Below are 23,746 nucleotides of genomic sequence, written 5' to 3' on the forward strand. Positions count from 1 at the left end.
CAACTGAAATAAAAAGGATATGAAAAATTCAAACTATATATGGCTATTGTGGCTGGTATGTTTGTCCGTAGGGTTCGCTGCATGTAATGCCGATGATGAATATTTTGACAGCAAATACCAGGACACACCGATCGTGATCGATCAGATCTATCTGGAAGATCATGAATCTTCAGTCCCTGACCGTCCAGTTGATTTCGCACGTCTCGGCCAGTTGATCCGTGTGGAAGGGAAAGGATTGTATGGCATGAAGAAGGTCTACATCAATGGGTATGATACATATTTCAACCGTGCTTACGTAACTGATAATTCCATACTTATCCAGATCAACAGCAGTACACCCGTTGTGGATGCGGAACCGGATGTACGTGACATCATCCGTTTTGTAAAAGACAGAACGGAGACCAGTTACAGTTTTATCATACGGGCCGCCTCTCCCTCGGTGACGAGTGTCAGCAATACCTTGCCGAAAGCAGGGGAAACAGTATATGTGTACGGTAGAGGGCTCCATGAGACCACGAAGATCATCCTTCCTGATGGAACCGAGATCTCAAGCGGTATAGAGAATGATGAAGATGGCGAATGGTATTCATTTATAATGCCATCGGATGTAACCGAAGGAGGCTCGATTTATTCCGAAGGCGCCAACGGCACAGCAGCCACTCCGGCTTATTTCAACAGTACCGGGGGTATCATACTCGATTTCGATGGCAACGGTTCACAGGGATTCTGGAGTTGGAGCGAGACCGGTTCCATGGTCAACGACGAAGACCTGGTGAATGATCCTCTGAACAGCGGCCGGGGCAAGAGCGTGCAATTTGTCCCCGAACGTCTTATTACTGCGGGAGGAATTGTCCCCGGTAAACCACGTGCAGCTGAATGTTGGACGGCAGGAAATGATGATCCGGCAGACGACTGGAGCCGTATGTACTCCTACATCCCCGCCACGACTCCTCTCACAGAGGTTGCCTTCCAGTTTGATGTGTATGTACCCGAAGCATGGACCGGAACCGGACAGCTCCAGATCGTACTGTTCAATAATTTCAACTTCTCCGGTATCGGCTCCGATGATGATGCTGACTCCAAACAGGTTGCTTTCTACGTTCCCTGGATACAGGACGGGAAGGTGGTCCCCTTTGAAACGGAAGGCTGGCAGACCGTAACCATCCCTTTCAGTGAGTTCAGGAAATATGCGGCACAGATCGAGAATAAGGAAACGCCTGTTTTCAAGGATGTCGTAGACGAACGCAACGCTTCCACGTACAGGAATTTCGGGATCGGGTTTGTGAATACGGACTTCACATACCAGGGCGTGACTGTGACGGCCACCACGTTTAATACCCGTATCTATGTAGACAACTGGCGTGTGGTGCCTTGCAAGAGTATTACCATTTCGGATTATCCCGAAGACGAGACCGAATAGGCTTAATCTGTAACAAATTAAAGAATAAGAATAATGAAACTACATAAAATCATTCTACCCATAGTGGTTGGCGTACTTATGCTGACCGGTTGTGATGATCAGGTTATGGAATGGAAAACACCCGACGGGCATAATTCCGTCGACTTTTCGGAAATTCCTCTGAATCTGGCTGAAAAAATAGCCAACTACGATTTTATCAAAGCCTATGTACCGGCCGGCATGACGGTCGGTATCGGATGTGGCGCTGAATTATATATAAGCGATCCTTCCTATAAACAGGTCGTGGACGATAATTTCCAATTGATTGTGGCAGGAAACGCCATGAAACATTCTTCGGTCGTGAGGAATAACGGCGATTTGGACTTTACGACCATTGACGCTTTTCTCAACGCCCTTCCGGCTGACATGAAAGTATACGGACACACTTTACTTTGGCATACGCAGCAAAGGCAAGCCTATCTGAAATCACTGATTGCTCCGGATGTGGTTATCGAAACGAACCCCGACGATGTGCTGGAAAATATCATTGAAAACTCCGATTTTGAAAACGGTACAACCAATCCCTGGAGTTCCTGGGGAAATGGTTCTTCGAGAAATATCTCTGCACAGGGAGAAGGGTATGAAAGCGATTATGCCCTGGTTCTGACAAATCCTGCTGAAGCCAATGCCTATAGTGCACAGGCTGCATATGACCTTTCGGGATATCTGGAAGAGGGGACTACGTATGTATTCCAGTTTATGGCAAGATCGAATTCCCCCGCCGGGCAGTTGCAGGTGCAGGTGCAAAACAATCAGTCTTACGGAAGTCAGGAAGGGTACAGCACGTTTGACGTCGGAACCTCCTGGGTGCTATGTCAGAGTGAATTTACTTGTTCTTTCGATAACGTAAACCGGGTATTGATCAATTTTGGTAAAATTGCCGGAGATTATTATATAGACAATTTCAAATTCGGTAAGAAGATTGAAGAGAAAATGATCAATCTACTGGGTGAAGACAGCTACTTCGAAAACGGTACGATCGGTACATGGGGAGGATGGGGGAATAGTTCAACCCGTTCTGTCTCGGAGAAAGGAGAAGGGTATAACAGCGATTATAGCATGGTGATGGTTAATCCCAGTGATGCGGATTCCTGGAGTGCCCAAACAGCCTATACATTACCGGCAGCATTGGAAGTCGGGAAAACATATATGTACTCGGCCATGGTAAAAGCGACGGTAGTTAATCCGGATTTTACGTTTCAGGTTCAAAATCCAACATCTTATGACGGTGAAGGGTATGTAAGCGGTGAAACTGTCGTTAATACATGGATACCCATCGAAGGAGAATTTGTTTGTACGAAAGAAGGGATGAGCCGTCTTTGTATCAACTTTGGAAAAACAGCCGGAACTTATTATGTAGATAATATCAAATTCGGAGAAAAGAAAGAAACTTCAACAACCCGATCCACCAGGGCAGCGGGAGGCATCACCTATGTGTACAAAACACCCGAAGAAAAGAAAGCAGCTTTGTTGGGTGCGATGGAATCGTGGATCAAAGGCATGCTGGAACACACCGGTAGCCATGTGGAAGCATGGGACGTGATCAATGAGCCGATTGCCGATAACAACCAATGGCGCGGCATCGGAGGGAACTTTATGAGTGAAGACTCCCACCCTGTGGAAGATAACGGATTGGAACTGAATTGGGAATCCGATCACTTCTACTGGGGGTATTACATCGGTCAGGAATATGCGACGAAAGCATTCGAGTATGCCCATAAATATGCTCCTGCCGGTACCAAGCTCTTCGTCAACGATTATAATCTGGAAAGCAATCCTGCAAAACTGAATGCCTTGATTGATTTTGTAAAATACATTGAAGACAACGGACAGGTAGTCGACGGCATCGGTACGCAGATGCACGTATCTGCCGATACGACCGCCACATTCAAAAACAATGTCGATAATATGTTCAGGACAATGGCCAATACCGGAAAATTAGTGCGTGTAACAGAGCTGGATGTGCGTTTAGGCACTGCCACTCCAAGTGCCGGACAACTGGAAGCACAGGCGTTGACCTACCAGTACATCGCCGAATCTTACCTCAAACATGTACCGGAATCCCAACGTTCAGGTATTACCATTTGGACGCTGACGGATCATCCCAGAGAGCATGAATATTGGCTACCCGACGAAAGTCCCAATTTGTTCAACAAAGACTATGGACGGAAACATGCCTATAAAGGGTTCTGCGACGGTCTGGCCGGGCGCGATGTAAGTGAGGATTTCTCCGGTGACGACTATGTGAATGCATATCCCGACGAGGAGGAATAGGAAGACAATGAACTCTTGCATTGAAGTCGTATAAGAAGCAAATGTGGGGCAAAGATCCCGTCATCTTTGCCCTGCATTTTACATAAATGAAAACCTAAAAAAAGAACGGATAAAACAATGGGACGATACACGTTCTTCTGGATATTACTGTGTATTATATTACCTTTACAGGCTCAACAGGAAACGCCTTATTTGCAGAAGCAGGGAAATGCTACCCAATTGATCATCAACAATACACCTTTCCTGGTATTGGGTGGTGAATTAGGTAACTCTTCTGCTGCATCCGTGGAGGACATTGAGCAGATTTTTCCGAAACTCCAACGGATGGGATTAAATACGGTGTTGGTACCTGCTTACTGGGATCTGACAGAACCTGCGGAAGGGACGTATGATTTCACCCTGACAAACGAAGTAATCCGTCTGGCCCGTGAGAACCATTTGAAAGTGATCTTTTTGTGGTTCGGCGCATGGAAAAACTCAATGAGTTGTTATGCCCCTCTCTGGTTTAAACAGGACTATGAAAAATATCCCCGGGCACGAACCAAAGCCGGAAAACCGCTTGAAATAGCCAGTGCTTTTTCGGAGAACGTGTTTCAGGCGGACCGCCGTGCTTTCACTCAATGGCTAAGACATATTGCGACGATTGACCAGGAAGAAGGAACCGTTATCATGATCCAGATCCAGAACGAGATTGGAATGCTGGAAGATGCACGCGATTATTCGGAAGAGGCCAATAGGATCTTTGATTCACCCGTTCCCCGTGAATTGATAAAGTATCTGCAGAAGAACCGGAAAACGTTGCATCCGCAGATGCTCGAAAAATGGGAAGCCAACGGATGCAAAACAAGTGGCAACTGGCAGGAGATTTTCGGTGCGGACCTTTACACGGATGAGTTGTTTATGGCATGGCATTACGCCCGTTATGTAGAAAAGTTTGCACAGGCTGCCCGCATGATACACAATGTTCCTCTTTTCGTGAATGCAGCCATGAACAGCCGTGGACGGAAGCCGGGAGAATACCCGTCTGCCGGCCCGTTGGCGCATCTGATCGATATCTGGCATTGTGCGGCGCCCAATATAGATTTTCTTGCTCCCGACCTGTATGATGACGGCGTTGTCGACTGGACTGCTCAATATAAACTCCACAACAACCCGTTATTTATACCTGAAATCCGTCTGGCAGACAATAATGGGGTAAGGGCTTTCTATGTCTTTGGTGAACACGACGCCATTGGTTTTAGCCCTTTCTCAATCGAACACGGATCGGATGATAGTTCATCCCCTCTTGTCAAGGCATATGCCTGTTTACGCGAACTGATGCCTTTGCTGACAAAGTACCAGGGAAAGGGATTGACAAACGGCCTTTTGTTTGACCAAGAGTATAAAGAGCGTGTGCTGGAACGTGATGACTTAAAAATATATGCACGTCACTATTTTACTCTACCTTGGGATTCCAGAGCTACCGATGGAAGTAAATGGTCCGAAGCAGGTGGACTCATTCTTCAATTGGGTGAATATGAATATCTGTTAGCAGGAAGTGGTGTCGTAGTAGAGTTTGAAAAGGGAGGTGAAAACCGTGCAGGCCGTATAAGCCTGGGTGAAGACGGTTTTGCCTCAGCAGGTGGCGGGAATATGCAGGAAGAGCTATGGAATGAGGACTTTCGCATCGGTATCGGATCTGTAGATGAGGTCGGGATAGAAGAAGATGGAACCTTCAGGTATGTACGCCGGCTGAATGGTGATCAGACACATCAGGGGCGTCATGTACGTATCCCGGTGGATGACTTCTCCATTCTACATATAAAATTGTATAAATACAGATAGAGTTTTGTCCATTAATAAAGTATTGAATCTTGCATATGAAATATAGTTTAATCCTTGTTTTACTCCTCTCTTATATCTTCCTGTGCGAAGCAAAAGTAAAACTGCCCGTTTTGGTTTCGGACGGAATGGTACTGCAGCGAGACAGGGATATCACCATTTGGGGATACGCCGATGCAGGTGAAACGGTGGACGTCCGTTTTTTAGGAAAGAGTTACACTGCGGTTGCCGATAACGAAGGGAACTGGATAGTATTGCTCCCTCCGGTAAAGGCGGGCGGACCTTATATGATGACCATAAACGATTTGGAGATCAAGGATATTTTAATTGGCGATGTATGGCTTTGTTCCGGACAATCGAATATGGAACTCCCCATCAATAGGGTGATGGATATGTTCCGGCAAGAAGTAGAAAGTTATGCTAATCCGATGATCCGTCATATCAAAGTGCCGCTGGCGTACAATTTTCATCATCCTCAAGAGGATATAAATCCTGCTTCATGGTCGAACCTGACCCCTGAGAATGCACTCTCTTTCTCTGCTGTAGCCTACTTTTTTGCGAAGGATCTGTTTAAAAGGAGAGAAATTCCCTTAGGGTTGGTCCATACGGGAGTGGGTGGTTCGCCTGCCGAAGCGTGGATCAGTGAGGAGGGATTGAAACATTTCCCTGTATATCTGAATGAGAGAGATATCTATCGTTCGAATGAATATGTGTCGAAAATAAAAGCGCTCGATCGGGAACGCCGGAACGAGTGGAATGGGGTCCTCTCTCAGCAGGATGCGGGATTGAACGGAAAACAGAAATGGTTTTCGTCCGATTACGACGACAGTGCTTGGGATGAGGTTGATCTGTTTGATAAAACCTGGGGAAGCGATGGTTTGAATCCGGTCAATGGTTCCCACTGGTTACGGAAACAATTTAATGTGCCGGATTATCTGACAGGAAAATCGGCTGTGCTCCGGCTGGGTTGTGCCGTTGATGCCGACTCCGTTTTTATCAACGGTACATTCGTCGGAACGACCTCCTATCAATATCCTCCACGTATCTATACGATTCCTGAAAATATCCTGAAAGAAGGAATGAACAATATAACGGTCCGCCTGATCAGCTATTCCGGTCATCCGGGATTTGTAGAAGACAAACCCTATAAAATTGTCTTTGATGAGGAAGAGCTAAGTCTGGAAGGAAAATGGAGATATAGTCCGGGAACACGGATGCCTGTATTGCCGGGTGAAACGTTCTTCCAATACAAACCTACAGGATTGTATAATGCGATGATCGCGCCTTTGCGACATCTGAATATCAAAGGAGTACTCTGGTATCAGGGAGAATCGAATGTGGGAAAATATAATGAATACTACAGGTTGATGGAATCGTTGATCGGTGACTGGCGTAGCCTCTGGAAACAACCCGAACTGCCGTTTCTGATCGTTCAACTGGCCAACTTCATGCAAGATCCTCCTTGGCCGGCAGAAAGCTATTGGGCAGAATTGAGGAATGTGCAGCTGGAATTATCGAAAAGAATACCCTGTACGGGATTGACGGTGACAATTGATATTGGTGAGTGGAACGATATCCACCCCCTCAACAAGAAGGATGTAGGAAAACGGCTTTCATTACAGGCACAACGGATCGCTTATGGAGATCAGAACGTGATTGCCGACGGACCAATATATCGTTCGATGACCGTAGAGGATAACAAACTGATCCTCTCATTTGAAGAAGGGACGAACGACCTGATGCCAATGGACGAAGTGAAAGGGTTTGCCGTTGCAGGAGCAGACGGAAAGTATGAATGGGCAAATGCGGTGATGGATGGTGATAAGGTAGTTGTATGGAGTGAGCATATTACCAGACCCGTAAAGGTTAGGTATGCATGGGGAGATAATCCCATAAATGCGAATCTGAAAAACAGAGTGGGATTGCCTGCATCACCGTTTGAAGCGACACTTTAGGGAGGTGGCAGGTGTCTGAGTGGATAAGTATCCAAGTGGCATGAGATCCTAAATAAAGAATAAAGAATAAAAATAAATAAAGATGGAACCAGAAATGCTTAAAAAGGGCGAATCGAAAGGATTTTATAAGTTATCCCTGATACAACGGATCGGTTTTGGCTCGGGTGACCTGGCGCAGAATCTGATCTATCAGACGGTATCGATGTACCTGCTGATCTTTTACACCAACGTCTTCGGATTGCCGGCCGCCACGGCCGCGGTGATGTTTCTGATTGTCCGCGTGATCGATGTAATCTGGGATCCTATCGTGGGAGCATTCGTGGATAAGCGAAATCCCAGGATGGGAAAATATCGCTCTTACCTGATACTGGGAGGAATTCCTCTAACCGGATTTGCGATCCTCTGTTTTTGGAACGGTTTCTCCGGTTCATTACTGTATGCGTACATCACTTATATCGGTTTATCGATGTGTTATACCCTGGTGAATGTTCCTTATGGAGCATTGAACGCATCGCTCACCCGTGATACCGACGAAATCACCAAACTTACATCGGTGCGTATGTTCCTGGCAAACCTCGGTGGGTTGGCAGTGGCCTATGGTATTCCTATTATCGTAAAGACATTGTCACCGGACGGGAAGATCAATTCGGCAGAATCGGGAAATGCCTGGTTTATCACCATGACCATCTATGCGCTTGTGGGACTGGCGCTGTTGATCTTCTGCTATACCCAGACGAGAGAGCGTGTTGTGATGGACGAAAAAGACACGGAGCAGGTAAAAGTATCCGATTTGTGGAAGGAATTTATACGTAACCGCCCTCTTCGGATTCTGGCATTTTTCTTCATTACGGCTTTTGCCATGATGGCTATCGGCAACTCGGCAGGATCTTATTATATGATCTACAACGTGAACGCACCCGATATGTTACCCTATTTCGCAGCGTTAGGTTCCCTACCCGCTTTTATATTCTTGCCGATGGTACCTGCCATCAAACGGGCTATTGGTAAAAAACAGATGTTTTATGTTTTCCTTTCGATAGCTATCGTCGGCATGGCACTCCTTTATATTATTTCAGTAATACCTGCCTTGAAAACACAGGTTTGGCTGGTGATGGTCGCCCAATTTATAAAATCGACAGGTGTGATCGTCGCTACCGGATATATGTGGGCATTGGTGCCGGAAGTTATTTCCTATGGCGAGTACACTACCGGTAAGAGAATTTCCGGAATAGTGAACGCACTTACCGGTATCTTCTTTAAGGCGGGAATGGCATTAGGTGGAGTGGTTCCGGGATTTGTGCTGGCGTTTGTCGGCTTCGATGAAAAAAATCCCGTTTCACAATCTCCTTTTGTGGAGCAGGGTATCCTGTGGCTTGTTGCTGTGATTCCGGCAATCCTATTGGTACTGGGAATGTTCATTATCTCGAAGTATGAACTCGAAGATGATGTGATCGACAAAATTAATATGGAGATTGAAGCAAGATAAATTATCGATGGGATAATATGATTAATTGGCTAATGAGATTAATATGATAAACAATCAAGGAAATGAACCAAAGAAATAATAGAACAGTTTGGGCATCCCTTTTCACCTGTGCGGTGATGCTGTCAGGATGCAATACGTCCGATGAAGTAAGTTCATCATTGAAAGATGCTTTCCAGGGTAAATTTCTGATAGGTGCGGCAATGAATGTCGACCAGATAGAGGGACAGGACACGGCGGGAGTGAGGGTTGTAAAACACCATTTTAACTCTATTACTGCAGAGGATTGTATGAAAAGCATGTACCTGCAACCCGAAGAGGGAGAATTTTTCTTTGAGGAAGCCGACAGGTTTATAGAATTTGGAGAAAAGAACGGAATGCATATTGTCGGGCATACGCTGATATGGCATTCACAGGCTCCCGACTGGTTTTTTACCGATGAAGCGGGAAATGATGTATCGCGCGAGGTGTTGATAGAAAGGATGAGAAATCATATCTCTACAGTGGTAGGCCGTTATAAAGGGCGCATAGATGGCTGGGATGTAGTAAACGAAGCAATCCTGGACGACGGGACCTACCGCAACAGTAAGTTCTATTCCATCATAGGAGAAGATTTTATCCCGTTGGCTTTCCAATTCACGCATGAAGCCGATCCCGATGCGGAGTTATATTACAATGACTACGGAATGGGATTGGAAGGAAGGAGGAATGGAGTCGTCCAAATGGTGAAATCATTGCAGGAGAGGAATATCCCAATCGACGGTATTGGAATGCAGGGACATATGGGCCTGGATTATCCCGATATTAACGAATATGAGAAAAGTATCCTGGCCTATTCCGCTCTTGGTTTGAAAGTGATGATCACCGAAATGGATATCATTGTGTTGCCGTTCCCCAGCCCTAATGTGACGGCTGAAGTGTCGCTCAGCTATGAATACCAGCAGGAGATGAATCCCTATGCAGCCGGATTGCCTGACTCGGTCGCCACAATCTGGGAAAACCGCTATGTGGACTATTTCAAACTATTCCTGAAACATCAGGACAAGATCAGCCGTGTGACCCTCTGGGGAGTAAGCGATGCCGCCTCGTGGCGAAATGATTGGCCAATGCATGGCCGGACAGATTATCCTTTACTTTTCGACCGGGATTATCAGCCTAAACCGGTAGTAAAAAAATTAATTGAACTGACTAAACAACAATAAATAAAATATGAAACAAGCAAGATATTTGGTACCCGGCGATTATATGGCCGATCCTTCGGCCCACGTGTTTAACGGCAGGATTTATATTTACCCGTCTCACGATTGGGAAAGCGGCATTCCTGAAAACGACAACGGCGACCATTTCAACATGAAGGACTATCACGTCTTCTCTCTCGATGACGTGGAACAAGGAGTGGTGACCGACCACGGTGTCGTGCTGAGGACAGAAGATATCCCCTGGGCGGGGCGTCAGTTATGGGATTGTGACGTTGCCTATAGGAACGGAAAATATTACATGTATTTTCCCCTGAAAGACAGGAATGATATTTTCCGTATTGGCGTGGCAATTAGTGACAGACCCGAAGGACCGTTCATCCCGCAGGAAAACCCCATGAAAGGGAGTTACAGCATGGATCCGTGTGTCTGGCCTGACGAAAACGGTGAATTTTATCTCTATTTTGGCGGACTCTGGGGAGGCCAACTACAACGCTACAGGAACAACAAAGCATTGGAGTGTGCAGAACTTCCGGAAGGTGACGCACCGGCACTTTGTCCCAAAGTGGCAAGGCTCAGGAAAGATATGCTCGAATTTGCCGAGGAGCCGCGTGATGTGGTTATCCTGGATGAAAACGGGAAACCGCTTACCGCGGGCGATACCGGACGTCGTTTCTTTGAGGCATCGTGGATACACAAATACAAAGGGAAATACTATTTCTCCTATTCAACCGGAGATTCGCACTTGATTTGCTATGCCACCGGCGACAATCCATACGGCCCGTTCACTTACCGGGGAGTCGTCCTTACACCGGTCGTGGGATGGACCTCCCATCACTCGATAGTGGAATTCAAGGGAAAATGGTATCTGTTCCATCACGACAGTGTTCCTTCCGGAGGGAAAACATGGCTGCGGAGCATGAAGGTGGTCGAGTTGGAATACAATGAAGACGGAACGATCAAGACTATCCAGGGAACGGCTTGAGGAAGGTCACTGGGAGACAGGGAGAAAGGGTGACCCGGAGAGTGGGGTGTGAAATTGCACGAAATGAAAAGATAAAAAGATGAATCGAACCGTATTATATATACTACTCTTGTTTTGGTTTTCTGAAGGCTATCTGAAGGCGGAGGATGGGGGCCGTTTATGGTTGCGTGCCGAAACAACCGCTACGGCCCAAGTAACAACCAATAGGAAAAGCCCGACCATCACCATTGCCGTTGAAGAATTGAAAACGCAATGGAAGGGCGCACCGGTACAACTCGTCCTAAAACGGGATAAAGAACTCCTTGGGCTGAAAAAAGATGGCTATATCATTTCCGGGGATAAACAGAAGGGGGTCACTGTCCGATCGGCTTCCGACACAGGATTGCTTTACGGAGCCTACCATCTCTTACGTCTACAGGAGACACAAAACGGCAGCGATAGGCTTCAGATCACGGAATCTCCCAAATACGATTTGCGTCTCTTGAACCATTGGGATAACCTGAACGGAACGATAGAGCGTGGATATGCCGGGCACTCCATCTGGAAATGGGATGAACTTCCTGAAAAAATCTCTCCCCGATATAAGGAATACGCAAGGGCCAATGCCTCGATCGGCATCAATGGCACTGTGTTAAACAACGTGAATGCCTCGCCCGCTATATTGACAAGCGATTACCTGCAAAAGGTGAAAGTGGTTGCGGATATTTTGCGCCCTTACGGAATAAAAGTCTATTTGTCGGTGAACTTTTCCTCCCCCCAAATATTAGGCGGACTTCCCGGATCGGATCCGCTGGAACCAACGGTACAACAGTGGTGGCGGGATAAGGCCGGGGAAATTTATCGTTTAATTCCCGATTTCGGTGGTTTCCTGGTCAAAGCCAATTCAGAAGGACAACCCGGGCCGCAGGATTACGGCCGCACACACGCCGATGGTGCCAATATGTTGGCAGATGCATTAAAACCTTATGGTGGTATTGTAATGTGGCGTGCCTTTGTCTATAATCCCGGCAATGAAGATCGCGCCAGACAGGCTTATATGGAATTTATGCCTTTGGACGGGAAATTCCGTGAGAATGTGATCGTGCAGGTAAAGAACGGCCCGGTCGATTTCCAACCACGGGAACCGTTCAGTCCACTATTCGGCGGAATGGAACATACCGCTTTGATGCCCGAACTACAGGTCACACAGGAATATCTCGGGTTTTCCAACCACTTGGTGTTTCTCGCTCCTCAGTGGAAAGAGTTTTTCGATAGTGACACTTATTGCAAAGGTGAAGGGTCGACTGTCACCAAAACTACGGATGGTACTCTTTTTCCCCATTCCTTAAACGCCATTGCGGGTGTAGCTAATATCGGGCAGGATATCAACTGGTGCGGGCATCATTTTGCACAGGCGAACTGGTATGCATTCGGCCGGTTGGCATGGAATCACGCATTGACTGCAGACGAGATCGCCGAAGAATGGCTGAGGATGACTTTTACGCAACAGGACGGTTTTATCATACCGATGAAACAGATGATGCTTGACTCCTGGAAAACAGCTGTTAATTATATGATGCCATTGGGGTTGCATCACATTTTCGCTTGGGAGCACCATTATGGGCCGGAACCGTGGTGTGATATACCTGGTGCGCGTCCCGACTGGTTGCCCCGGTATTACCATAACGCCGATGAAAAGGGGATTGGATTCGATCGGACAATCCATGGGAGCGGTGCCGTTTCCCAATATCATTCTCCCTTAAGAGAACAATTAAATGACATTGAAACTTGTCCCGAAGATCTTTTGCTTTGGTTCCATCACGTTCCCTGGGATTATCGCATGAAAAATAGCCGTACGCTATGGGACGAACTTTGTTACCGATATGACGCAGGAGTACAACAAGTGCGTGAATTTCAAAAAATATGGGACAGGATGGAGAGCTATATCGACAAAGAACGTTTCAGTCATGTGCAATCACGTCTGAAAATACAATCCCGAGATGCCGTTTGGTGGAAAGACGCCTGTCTGCTCTATTTCCAGACCTATTCCGGCAAGCCGATCCCTTATGATATCGAACGCCCTGTGCACGAGCTGGACAACCTGAAAAAAATAAAGCTGGATATGAAACATCACAATTGAGATTTTTTATGATGAAAAAGCTACTTTATGCATATGCAATAATACTTCTTGTACTCCCGGCATGTAAAGATACTACCGCTTCAATGCCGGCACTGTTTAAGAATGCCGTTTATTCAGGGTGTGATGTCCGTTTTGACAAGGATATTAATCCTGAAAACCAATACTTTAATCCTATATTAAGTGGATTTTACCCTGACCCGAGCATCTGCCGGAAAGGGAATGACTATTTCCTGATACATTCGTCATTTGCCTACTATCCGGGGATTCCTATTTTTCACAGCCGGGATTTGGTCAACTGGCAGCAAATCGGAGCGGTATTAAACCGTCCCTCCCAATTGCAGATTAGCGGTTTGGGAATGTCCCGAGGTATTTTTGCGCCCGCCATAGAATACAATCCGCATAACGATACCTTTTACGTGATCACAACTTGCGTGGATGGGATTGGGAATTTTCTTGTCAAAACCGACGACCCCTTCAAGGGGGAGTGGTCGGAACCGATCTTGCTCCCTTCCGTGGGCGGTATCGATCCGTCACTCTTCTTTGATGAAGACGGAACAGGCTATATCGTTAATAATGACGCGCCGGAAGGTGAGCCCGAATATGACGGCCATCGTGCTATCTGGTTGCACCACTTCGACCCCCAAACGGATCAGACTTTCGGGAAGGCGAAAATGATCGTCGACGGAGGAGTGGATAAATCAGAAAAACCAAGCTGGATTGAAGGCCCACATCTCTATAAGATAAACGGAACATATTATCTGATGTGTGCGGAAGGCGGCACTTCCATCAACCATAGAGAAGTAATCTTTACCGCTAAAAGCTTGGATGAACCGTTCGTTCCCTACAAGAATAATCCGATTCTCACACAAAAAGATCTACCGGAGGAGAGACCTGAAATTGTAACCTCGACAGGACATGCGGATCTTATAGATACGCCCACCGGTGAATGGTACGCCGTTTTTTTAGGTTGCCGCCCCTATCAAGGAAATTATTATTACACAGGACGGGAGACGTTCTTATTACCGGTAACATGGGAAAACGGATTTCCGGTTATCCTGCCGCATGGCGAGCCTGTACCCACGGTGGTGGATAAAGCCGGATTATCACCGACCCACAGCTTCCTGACGGGAAATTTTGTTTGGGAAGATCGATTTGAATCTGAAATACTTGGACACGACTGGCTGTTTGTGAGAACTCCTGTAAACCAATGGTGGAGGATTGAAGATGGAGCATTAAAAATAGATGCTATTCAAAAAAATATCTACGGTCTTGATAATCCCGCTTATATCGGGAGGCGTGTCCAGCACCTCAATTTCGAATTCTCAGTGGAAATGGATTTTAGTCCCCAATCCCAAACCGAATTAGCGGGAATATGTTGTCTTCAGGATGAGAAGTATAATATTATTCTGGGGAAAACCCGGCAGGATAATAGAGAGCGCATTGTCCTTTACCTGGCTGATGGAGAAGCCACTCCGGGATGTTTGTTTTCTCAAATCGTACCGGATGAATATGCAGCTACCCCGGTCACATTGAAAATAAAAGCGCAAGATGCGAGGCTCTCTTTCTATCTGGCATATAGGGATAAAGAATGGATAACGGTAGCGGAGAATATAGACGCTTCGTTCCTGACAACCGAAAAAGCCGGAGGATTTCTGGGAGCAACGGTAGGTATGTATGCCACTTCATTTCATCCGGATAATAATTAATTTATCTCATCTGACACAGCAGCGTCTTCTTGCATTATGGCAAGAGAGAAAAAAGATTGATTTCAATACAAAACTATTATTTTCACTCAAATTATTGCTATTATTAAAAAAAAATGAATAAGTTTGCAGAATCATATATGTATTTTATACAATAAGGTTGCATGGAATCCATACTATAACTTCTTACTTTATCCCGTATAACATGGTGAAAATAAATCTTCTTTACCAATTTGTTAATTCGAAGGGAATGAAAGTAAAAATAAAAAACAGCCATACTATAGAAACAATAAGAAATTATGTATGTATTAGGATATGACATAGGCAGTTCTTCGGTAAAAGCTGCTTTGGTGGAGATTGAGACCGGAAAGACAGTCGCATCCGACTTTTACCCCAAAGTGGAGATGCCGATGTATGCTGAACGGGCGGGGTGGGCAGAACAGGACCCGGAAATGTGGTGGACCAACCTGAAGCTCGCCAACGCTTCGGTACTCCGGCAATCGAACGCAAACCCGCAGGATATCAAAGCCATCGGCATCTCATGGCAGATGCACGGGTTGGTGATGGTGGACAAGAACAGGACGGTATTACGACCCTCTATTATCTGGTGCGACAGCCGCGCCGTACCATTCGGCGAAAAAGCTTTTCATGCGATAGGTGAAGAGAGGGTCTTGTCTCACTTATTGAACTCACCGGGCAATTTTACAGCGGCTAAACTGGCTTGGGTAAAGGAAAATGAACCCGAAATATATGACCGCATTGACAAGATCATGCTTCCGGGCGATTATATCGCCATGAAGTTGACAAATGAGATATCGGTCACGATAGAAGGTCTCTCCGAAGGAATTTTTTGGGATTTCAAAGAGAATGCCCTATCGCAGGATATCATGGATTATTTCGGATTTGAGAAAGAATTGATTCCCGATAAGGTACCTGTATTCGGCATACAAGGCCGGGTATCTGGCCCGGCAGCAAAGGAACTGGGACTCTATCCCGGAACGCCGGTCAGTTACCGGGCGGGCGACCAGCCCAACAACGCCGCCTCACTGAATGTATTCAACCCCGGGGAGATCGCTTCTACTGCCGGCACTTCGGGAGTAGTTTACGGGGTGTTGGATGAAGTGAAGTATGATCCCCGTTCGAGGGTGAATATCTTCGCACACGTCAACCATCACCCGGAATCGACAAGGTTGGGCGTTTTGCTGTGTATCAACGGTACGGGTATCCTCAACTCATGGATGAAGAAAAACATGGTGCCGGAAAATTTGAGTTATCACGAGATGAACCGGCTTGCGGCGCAATCGCCGATCGGCGCAAGGGGTATTTCGGTAATTCCCTTCGGAAACGGCGCGGAACGCATATTGGAAAACCGGGATATGGCCAGTTCTTTTCATGGCGTCAATTTCAATATCCATTCCCTTTCTGATCTGCTGCGGGGGGCACAGGAAGGAATCGTATTCTCCTTTCAATACGGCATGGAGATCATGCAGCAAATCGGGATGGATATCCGGGTTATTCGTGCGGGGAACGCCAATATGTTCCTCAGTCCGTTGTTCAGGGAAACGCTTGCTTCGATAAGTGGGGCGGTGATTGAACTCTACGACACCGACGGTGCCGCCGGCGCGGCGAAAGCTGCCGGTATCGGTGCGGAAATATATGCTTCTCCCGCTGAGGCATTCTCTTCCTTGAAGAAGATCATGTCCGTGGAACCGGACAACGGCAACAAGGCACAATATCAGGAAGCATATCAACGCTGGAAATTTCTGGTATCAGAAAAATGATGTAACAATTTTTTTAATAAATATTTTATGAAACGAGCAAAAGGGTCACTTTCCAGTCAGAAACATGATTTAACTATCTTGTGTCTTATGTCTTGATTCTTGACTCCTGGCTCTAAAAAATTTAGATTATGGAAACAGAAAAAGCAACAAAGGAGTTTTTCCCGGCTATAGGAAAAATAAAATTCGAGGGAAAAGAAAGTCGTAATCCGTTGGCTTTCCGCTATTATGATGCAGAAAAAATGGTTTACGGACGTAAGATGAAGGATTGGTTCAAGTTCTCCATGGCCTGGTGGCATACACTCTGTGCCGAAGGCGGTGATCCGTTTGGTCCGGGAACAAAAACATTTCCCTGGGCACAAGGCAGTTCAGCCTTGGATATCGCCAAACAAAAGATGGATGCCGGCTTTGAAATCATGCAGAAAATCGGGATCGAGTATTACTGCTTCCATGATGTGGACCTGATTGCCGAAGGCGATTCAATAGAAGAGTATGAAGCCAATCTCAAGGCAATCGTGGCTTATGCCAAGCAAAAACAAGCCGAAACCGGTATCAAACTACTATGGGGTACCGCCAATGTCTTCGGACACAAGCGTTATATGAACGGTGCGGCCACAAACCCCGATTTTAATGTGGTGGCCCGTGCTGCCGTCCAGATTAAAAATGCGTTGGATGCCACCATTGAATTGGGCGGTGAAAACTACGTTTTCTGGGGTGGACGCGAAGGATATATGAGTTTACTGAATACCGACATGAAACGCGAAAAGGAACACCTGGCCATGATGCTGACAAAAGCGCGTGATTACGCCCGTTCAAAAGGTTTTAAAGGCACATTCCTGATTGAACCGAAACCGATGGAACCCACAAAACACCAGTACGACTTTGATGTGGAAACTGTGATTGGCTTCCTGAGAGCACACAATCTGGATAAGGACTTCAAAATAAATATAGAGGTAAACCACGCAACATTGGCAGGTCATACCTTTGAGCATGAATTGCAATGTGCTGTCGATGCCGGCCTGCTTGGATCTATCGATGCCAACAGGGGTGATTACCAGAACGGATGGGATACCGACCAGTTCCCGGTTGACATCAATGAACTGACACAAGCCATGCTTGTTATTTTGAGAGGCGGCGGACTCCAGGGCGGGGGGACCAATTTTGATGCAAAAACACGCCGTAATTCTACCGATTTGGAAGATATATTTATCGCACATATTTCCGGGATGGATACTTTTGCCCGTGCATTGGAGAGTGCCGCTGCCATTCTGGAAGAATCTCCTTACCGAAAAATGGTTGAAGAGCGCTATGCGTCTTTTGATACCGGCAAGGGCAGAGAATTCGAAAAAGGGAATCTCTCTCTGGAAGATATTCGTGAATATGCATTGGCACTGGGCAAAGAACCCGAACAACTCAGTGGTAAACAGGAGTTATACGAAGCGATAGTAAATATGTACATCTGAAACACAAATCTATAATGAAAAGAGTATGTCCATCCTATATACATTTCCGGACATGCTCTTTCATTATTTTTATTTTTTGAAACATGGCAAATCAGTATAATAAGTCTTATTTGTTCGGTATCACCTTGGTGGCAACCCTTGGAGGATTACTTTTCGGATATGATACGGCAGTAATTTCGGGAGCGGAAAAATCTATCGAAGCCTATCTCATCAAGCCGCTGGGGTTGAGTTCCCTGATACATGGCGCGACGGTATCGAGTGCATTAATCGGTTGTATCATAGGTGGATTTCTCTCCGGACTCTTTTCGAACCGCCTGGGACGCAGGAGGACATTGTTATTTGCTTCGGTATTGTTCTTTGTTTCTGCCTTGGGATCGGGTTATCCGGAAACATTATTCTTCACACAGGGTGAACCGTCGGTTGGATTGCTGCTGATGTTCAATTTCTATCGTGTCATCGGTGGTATCGGGGTGGGACTTGCATCAGCCGTGTCTCCGATGTATATCAGCGAAATAGCTCCTGCGAACATACGGGGGAGACTGGTTTCATTCAACCAGTTTACTATTATCTTCGGGATGCTGGTGGTCTATTTCGTGAACTGGGGCATTGCCAATGGTCAGAGCATAGAGTGGATCAATGCCATAGGCTGGAGATATATGTTTGCGTCGGAAGCTATTCCTGCAGCATTGTTCGGCATTTTATTGCTTCTGGTTCCCGAAACGCCGAGATTTCTGGTGCTGTCAGACAGGAATGAGCAGGCAATGTCGGTTTTGAACAGAATTTATAGCGACAAACTGAAAACACAAACAATTTTTTCTGAGATAAAGCAGTCTATTGGACAGACAACTGATCGGGCAAAGCTGTTTTCTTATGGAAAGACGGTCATCATTATTGGTATCCTGTTATCGGTCTTTCAACAATTCGTAGGAATCAATGTGGCGCTTTATTACGCTCCCCGCATTTTTGAAAGCATGGGTGCAGCCAAAGATGCTTCGATGTTGCAGACCATTGTCATGGGGTTTGTGAATGTTATCTTTACGGTAGTTGCCATTCTTTCTGTGGATAAATGGGGCCGTAAACCGCTCCTCATCACCGGATCGATAGGAATGGCGATAGGGATGTTCGCCATATCGGCATTGGCTTTCAACAACGTCATCGGTATTGCTACGCTCATCTTTATCATTATCTACACCGCCTCATTTATGATGTCGTGGGGACCTATCTGCTGGGTGTTGATATCGGAGATCTTTCCCAACAGAATACGGGGGCAGGCTGTGGCGGTAGCCGTTGCTTTCCAGTGGTTCGCCAACTACTTGATTTCATCCACTTATCCGGCAATGATGGAATTCAGCAGTGGAATGACCTATGGTTTCTATGGACTGATGGCTGTCATTTCAGCACTCTTCGTATGGAAGATGGTTCCTGAAACCAAAGGTAAATCACTTGAGGAGATGGAATTGTTGTGGAAAAAACAATAAAGGACAACCGGTGATAGAATATATTATCTGTCACCGGCTACACTTTGGGTTAACCTATTATAGCCAAATATTATCTGGATAAGTCACTTTTTCCAGAAAAAGGGCATGTCCCGGCGCGGAGTCGCCCGCCACATTTCGATTCCGGGCTTCAATAATATGGCGGAATCCCTGCTCGTCAAGCCGTCCCCTACCCGCTTCAAGCAATGTGCCTACAATAGCACGTACCATATTCCGGAGGAAGCGGTCGGCACAAACAGTGAATTCATACAGTTCTCCCTTTTTCTCCCACCGGGCATATTCAATACGGCAATTGTTGGTTTTCACATCGGTGTGCAGCTTACTGAAACTGGTGAAATCCGTATACTCTTTCAACACTCCGCAGAGGATGTTCATGGCCTCAAGATCGGGATGAAAGAATAACCGATAGGTGTATTCATGTAGAAACGGGTCTTTCACCGTAGTCACATAATATTTATAAGTGCGTGAAACAGCGCTGAAACGGGCATGTGCGTCAGGATGCACTTGCCGGATAGCGGAAATAGAAATATCTTTGGGTAGGAAGTTATTGAGTTTATGTACCAGATCCCCGGGTAAAAAGGGACTCTCCCCCCAATCGAAATGGGCCATCATCTCACGGGCATGCACTCCTGCATCGGTCCTGCCGGCTCCCACCACTGTCACCTCTTGTCTCAAAATGGTAGAAAGTGCATCCTGCAAAGCTTGCTGCACACTCATCCCGTTAGGCTGGACCTGCCAACCCACATAGTTTTTACCGTTATAAGAAAGAGTAATAAAGAAACGGGGCATAATTCGGAGGTTGTTCGGTAGTTATTCAGTGGTTATTCGGTGGTTATTCGGTAGTTATTCAGTTGTTATTCAGTGGCTATTCGGTGGTACAACATGCGAAGCATGAATAACTATTGAACAACATGCGAAGCATGAATAACTATTGAATAACGGCGGAGCCGAATAACAATAGAATAAACGACTAACCGTTAAATTCTCTGAGTCTGATTTTCGTAAGCGCCTGTTTGGTATTGAGCGGGAAGTCTCCATCCATCATCCAGGCGTAGTAGCTCGGTTCGTTTTTCAGCACTTCTGCTACCGGCTTACCCTTATGTTTTCCGAAGTTGAAAACCTCCACACCTTTTTCGTCATACACAAATCGTCCGGCGAAGTCCACATTACTATTAAAACTCGAATACTCTTTCGACAGCACCTCGACGTCGTTCTCCAGGTCAGGATAACGGTCGAGTTGAGATTTCAACACTTCATAGGTGGCTATGGTATCTGCCTCTGCCGAGTGGGCATTCTCCAGTTTTTTATCGCAATAAAAGGCATAAGCTGCCTCCAGCGTACGCTGTTCCTTTTTATGGAAGATGATCTGTACATCCACAAATTTGCGTTTGCTCATATCGAAATCCACACCGGCGCGAAGAAATTCTTCTGCCAGCATCGGCACATCAAAACGACTGGAGTTAAAGCCGGCAAGGTCACACCCTTCCAGTTGTTCGACAAGTGACCGGGCCACCTGTTTAAATGTAGGGCAATCCTTCACATCGTCATCGGTTATGCCATGGATAGCGGTAGACTGTGGAGGGATGGGCATCTCAGGATTGATACGGCGTGATTTGATCTCCTCCTTGCCATTGGGATAGACTTTCAGCAATGATATCTCTACAATACGGTCGTGTGTAATGTTAATCCCGGTCGTCTCCAAATCGAAGAAAACCAATGGATTCTTAAGATTCAAATTCATTCAATTATCGTTAGTCATTCAACATCATCGGCATCAACAGCGTCAGCATATCTTCGTTTTCTTCTTTTTCCACAGGAAGGACCAATCCGGCACGCGAAGGGTCGGAAAGTTCGATGCGCACATCCGAAGAGGGTATATTGTCAAGAATATCAATCAGGAAAGAAGCTTTAAAACCAATGTTCATTACATTCCCTTCATACGTACAGGGAATAGTTTCTTCTGCGGTAGTCAGAAAGTCGATATCCTGGGCGGTTACCACTATTTTATCTTCAGAAAGTTGGAATTTCACCAGGTTGCTGGCCGGATTGGAGAATACCGCCACACGTTTAAGTGCGTTGAGTAGTATCAACCGATCCAGGGTAAACGTATTGGGATTGTTCTGCGGAATTACTGAGTTGTAATTGGGATAACGTCCTTCTACAAAGCGGCATACCATCTTATAAGACGACATGGCAATATAGGCATTGTTCTCGTCGAATTGAATCTCTACCATGCCCGATTCTCTCGGCAGGAGCGATTTGAGCAAGTTCGCCGGTTTTTTGGGCAGGATAAACGATGAACGTCCTTCGCCTTTAGTTTCGGTAGTGGTCACACGTACCAGTTTATGTCCGTCGGAAGCCACGAAAGTGAGGTCGTCGGTAGTAATATCGAAATATATACCATTCATCACCGGGCGTAACTCATCGTCGGCAGTGGCAAAGACAGTACGGTTGATTCCCGAGAAAAGTGTACCGGCCTCCACCGTCAATGTCATGGCTGACTCTTTGAGTGGCTTTGGTTCCGGATATTCGTCTCCTTTGAGTCCCACAAAATTATATTTTCCATTGTGGTAATAGAGAAATATTTCCAGTGTTTCGTCATTGATATCGAAAGTGAGTGGCTGGTCGGGCAATTCACGCAGCGGATCGAGCAGATTCCGGGCATTGATGGCCAGATTACCTTCACCTTCCGCGCTATTCACTTCCACGGTTGTCTCCAGCCGGGTTTCATTGTCGGCTGCGGTAAGTGACAGTGTATTACCTTTCAGATCGAGCAAAAAGCAGTCGAGGATAGGCAATGTATTTTTAGAATTGATAACTCTGCTTATGGCCTGCAAGTGACTCAATAGTGCGGCGCTTGATACTACAAACTTCATATGATTAAAAATTAGACCCAAGAGCCAAGAATCAAGACACAAGACTTTTAATATCATCGTGTGTAAACTTGTATCTCATGAGTGTTTAGTGTGTCATTTAATTTTCAGCAAATATATAAATTTATCCCGGGGTAACGGCTCTTTTCCCAAGAAATTTTCAAAACGAGACATTTTTTCACCCTTCCACTTTTCCACCTTTTCACTTTTCACCTTTTTCACTTTTTTCCACCTTTCCACTTTTCCACCTTCAACTCCTCGGATGATGTTCAATAATCTCCTGTCGCAAGAAATGACGGTCGATATGGGTATAAATCTCGGTAGTAGTAATCTTCTCATGTCCCAACATCTCCTGGATTACCCTTATATTGGCACCTCTTTCGAGCAGGTGTGTGGCAAATGAATGACGAAAAACATGCGGACTGATTTTCTTTTGCAATCCTACTTCCTCTGCATACATTTTGATATAGTGAAAGACAGTGACACGGGAAATTGCTTTGCCACGCGAACTGACAAACAGGATATCTTCATTTCCTTTTTTAATGGTAATCTGATTACGATAATACAACCAATCCTGAATTTTCTGAATGGCCACATCGGAAATAGGCACCAGTCGTTGCTTACTCCCCTTCCCTTCCACCCGGATAAAACCCTCCTTGAAAAAGAGATTCGAGAAACGGAGATCAGTCAGCTCTGATATACGAAGGCCGCAGCTGTACAATGTTTCAATGATCGCGTAATTGCGGGTACCTTCCGCCGTCGACACATCGATAACAGCCAGTAACGAATCGATCTCCTCCACCGATAGTACCACCGGAAGCTTCAGCCCGATCTTGGGTGCTTCCAGTAATTCCGCAGGGTTATCCGTCCGGATCCTGTCGAGCATGAGAAAGCGAAAAAATGATTTCAGTCCTGATATAATACGGGCAATGGAACGGGGAGAGATATCCTTATCATGCAATTCGGAGAGAAACTCTTCCAAATGGGCAGTCTGGACAGATTGTATATCCATTCCTTTACCTTCCATGAAATCAACCAATTTCTGCAGATCGGTCATATAGGCATCGATACTGTTGGCCGACAATCCTTTTTCCAACAGAAGATAACGTTTATATTTCTCAACCTTCAGGTCCTGCTCCAT

16 protein-coding genes are annotated in these 23,746 nt (G+C 46.0%); 12 read left to right on the forward strand and 4 right to left on the reverse strand.

Features of this window, described 5'->3' with window-relative positions:
• Positions 1–19: 19 nt before the first annotated feature.
• From ABV001_RS03545 to xylE, 12 genes are all read left to right on the forward strand, one after another.
• Positions 20–1,420 (forward strand): glycan-binding surface protein, encoded by a 1,401-nt coding sequence (locus tag ABV001_RS03545; RefSeq protein ID WP_352421549.1) that lies wholly within the window; start codon positions 20–22, stop codon positions 1,418–1,420.
• Between the two features lie 33 nt (positions 1,421–1,453).
• Positions 1,454–3,733 (forward strand): endo-1,4-beta-xylanase, encoded by a 2,280-nt coding sequence (locus tag ABV001_RS03550; protein ID WP_352421550.1) that lies wholly within the window; start codon positions 1,454–1,456, stop codon positions 3,731–3,733.
• A 117-nt stretch (positions 3,734–3,850) separates the two neighbouring features.
• Positions 3,851–5,557 carry a GH35 family beta-galactosidase gene (locus ABV001_RS03555; protein WP_352421551.1) on the forward strand — a complete coding sequence of 569 codons (1,707 nt, stop codon included), beginning with the start codon at positions 3,851–3,853 and terminating at the stop codon, positions 5,555–5,557.
• Between the two features lie 35 nt (positions 5,558–5,592).
• Positions 5,593–7,509, forward strand: coding sequence for a sialate O-acetylesterase (locus ABV001_RS03560; protein ID WP_352421552.1), 1,917 nt, complete (start codon positions 5,593–5,595; stop codon positions 7,507–7,509).
• A gap of 82 nt (positions 7,510–7,591) precedes the next feature.
• A complete protein-coding gene (locus tag ABV001_RS03565) occupies positions 7,592–8,995 on the forward strand; it encodes an MFS transporter (protein ID WP_352421553.1) in 1,404 nt (467 codons plus the stop codon).
• Between the two features lie 116 nt (positions 8,996–9,111).
• Positions 9,112–10,194: an endo-1,4-beta-xylanase gene (locus ABV001_RS03570; RefSeq protein ID WP_352421607.1), complete on the forward strand. Its 1,083-nt coding sequence runs from the start codon at positions 9,112–9,114 to the stop codon at positions 10,192–10,194.
• A gap of 7 nt (positions 10,195–10,201) precedes the next feature.
• The gene (locus ABV001_RS03575) at positions 10,202–11,173 is read left to right on the forward strand and encodes a glycoside hydrolase family 43 protein (RefSeq protein ID WP_352421554.1); all 972 of its coding nucleotides are present in this window, start codon (positions 10,202–10,204) and stop codon (positions 11,171–11,173) included.
• 79 nt (positions 11,174–11,252) lie between these two features.
• Entirely contained in the window at positions 11,253–13,292 is a 2,040-nt protein-coding gene (locus ABV001_RS03580) for an alpha-glucuronidase (RefSeq protein WP_352421555.1), read from the forward strand.
• Positions 13,293–13,300: 8 nt separating this feature from the next.
• On the forward strand, positions 13,301–14,998 hold the full coding sequence (locus ABV001_RS03585; protein WP_352421556.1) for a glycoside hydrolase family 43 protein: 1,698 nt from the start codon (positions 13,301–13,303) through the stop codon (positions 14,996–14,998).
• A gap of 296 nt (positions 14,999–15,294) precedes the next feature.
• Complete coding sequence (locus ABV001_RS03590) at positions 15,295–16,776, forward strand: xylulokinase (RefSeq protein ID WP_352421557.1); 1,482 nt, start codon at positions 15,295–15,297, stop codon at positions 16,774–16,776.
• A 128-nt stretch (positions 16,777–16,904) separates the two neighbouring features.
• Positions 16,905–18,236 (forward strand): xylose isomerase, encoded by a 1,332-nt coding sequence (gene xylA / locus ABV001_RS03595; protein WP_352421558.1) that lies wholly within the window; start codon positions 16,905–16,907, stop codon positions 18,234–18,236.
• Positions 18,237–18,319: 83 nt separating this feature from the next.
• Positions 18,320–19,714, forward strand: coding sequence for a D-xylose transporter XylE (gene xylE, locus ABV001_RS03600; protein WP_352421559.1), 1,395 nt, complete (start codon positions 18,320–18,322; stop codon positions 19,712–19,714).
• Between the two features lie 57 nt (positions 19,715–19,771).
• On the opposite strand, the gene truA is transcribed toward xylE, so the two are convergent.
• From truA to xerD, 4 genes are all read right to left on the reverse strand, one after another.
• Positions 19,772–20,521 carry a tRNA pseudouridine(38-40) synthase TruA gene (gene truA, locus ABV001_RS03605; protein ID WP_352421560.1) on the reverse strand — a complete coding sequence of 250 codons (750 nt, stop codon included), beginning with the start codon at positions 20,519–20,521 and terminating at the stop codon, positions 19,772–19,774.
• A 181-nt stretch (positions 20,522–20,702) separates the two neighbouring features.
• Entirely contained in the window at positions 20,703–21,473 is a 771-nt protein-coding gene (locus ABV001_RS03610; RefSeq protein WP_352421561.1) for an exonuclease domain-containing protein, read from the reverse strand.
• A 10-nt stretch (positions 21,474–21,483) separates the two neighbouring features.
• Positions 21,484–22,608: a DNA polymerase III subunit beta gene (dnaN, locus tag ABV001_RS03615; protein WP_352421562.1), complete on the reverse strand. Its 1,125-nt coding sequence runs from the start codon at positions 22,606–22,608 to the stop codon at positions 21,484–21,486.
• A gap of 247 nt (positions 22,609–22,855) precedes the next feature.
• Positions 22,856–23,746, reverse strand: a complete 891-nt coding sequence (gene xerD, locus ABV001_RS03620; protein WP_352421563.1) for a site-specific tyrosine recombinase XerD — start codon at positions 23,744–23,746, stop codon at positions 22,856–22,858.

This window comes from Proteiniphilum sp. (assembly GCF_040307845.1).
GTDB lineage: Bacteria > Bacteroidota > Bacteroidia > Bacteroidales > Dysgonomonadaceae > Proteiniphilum.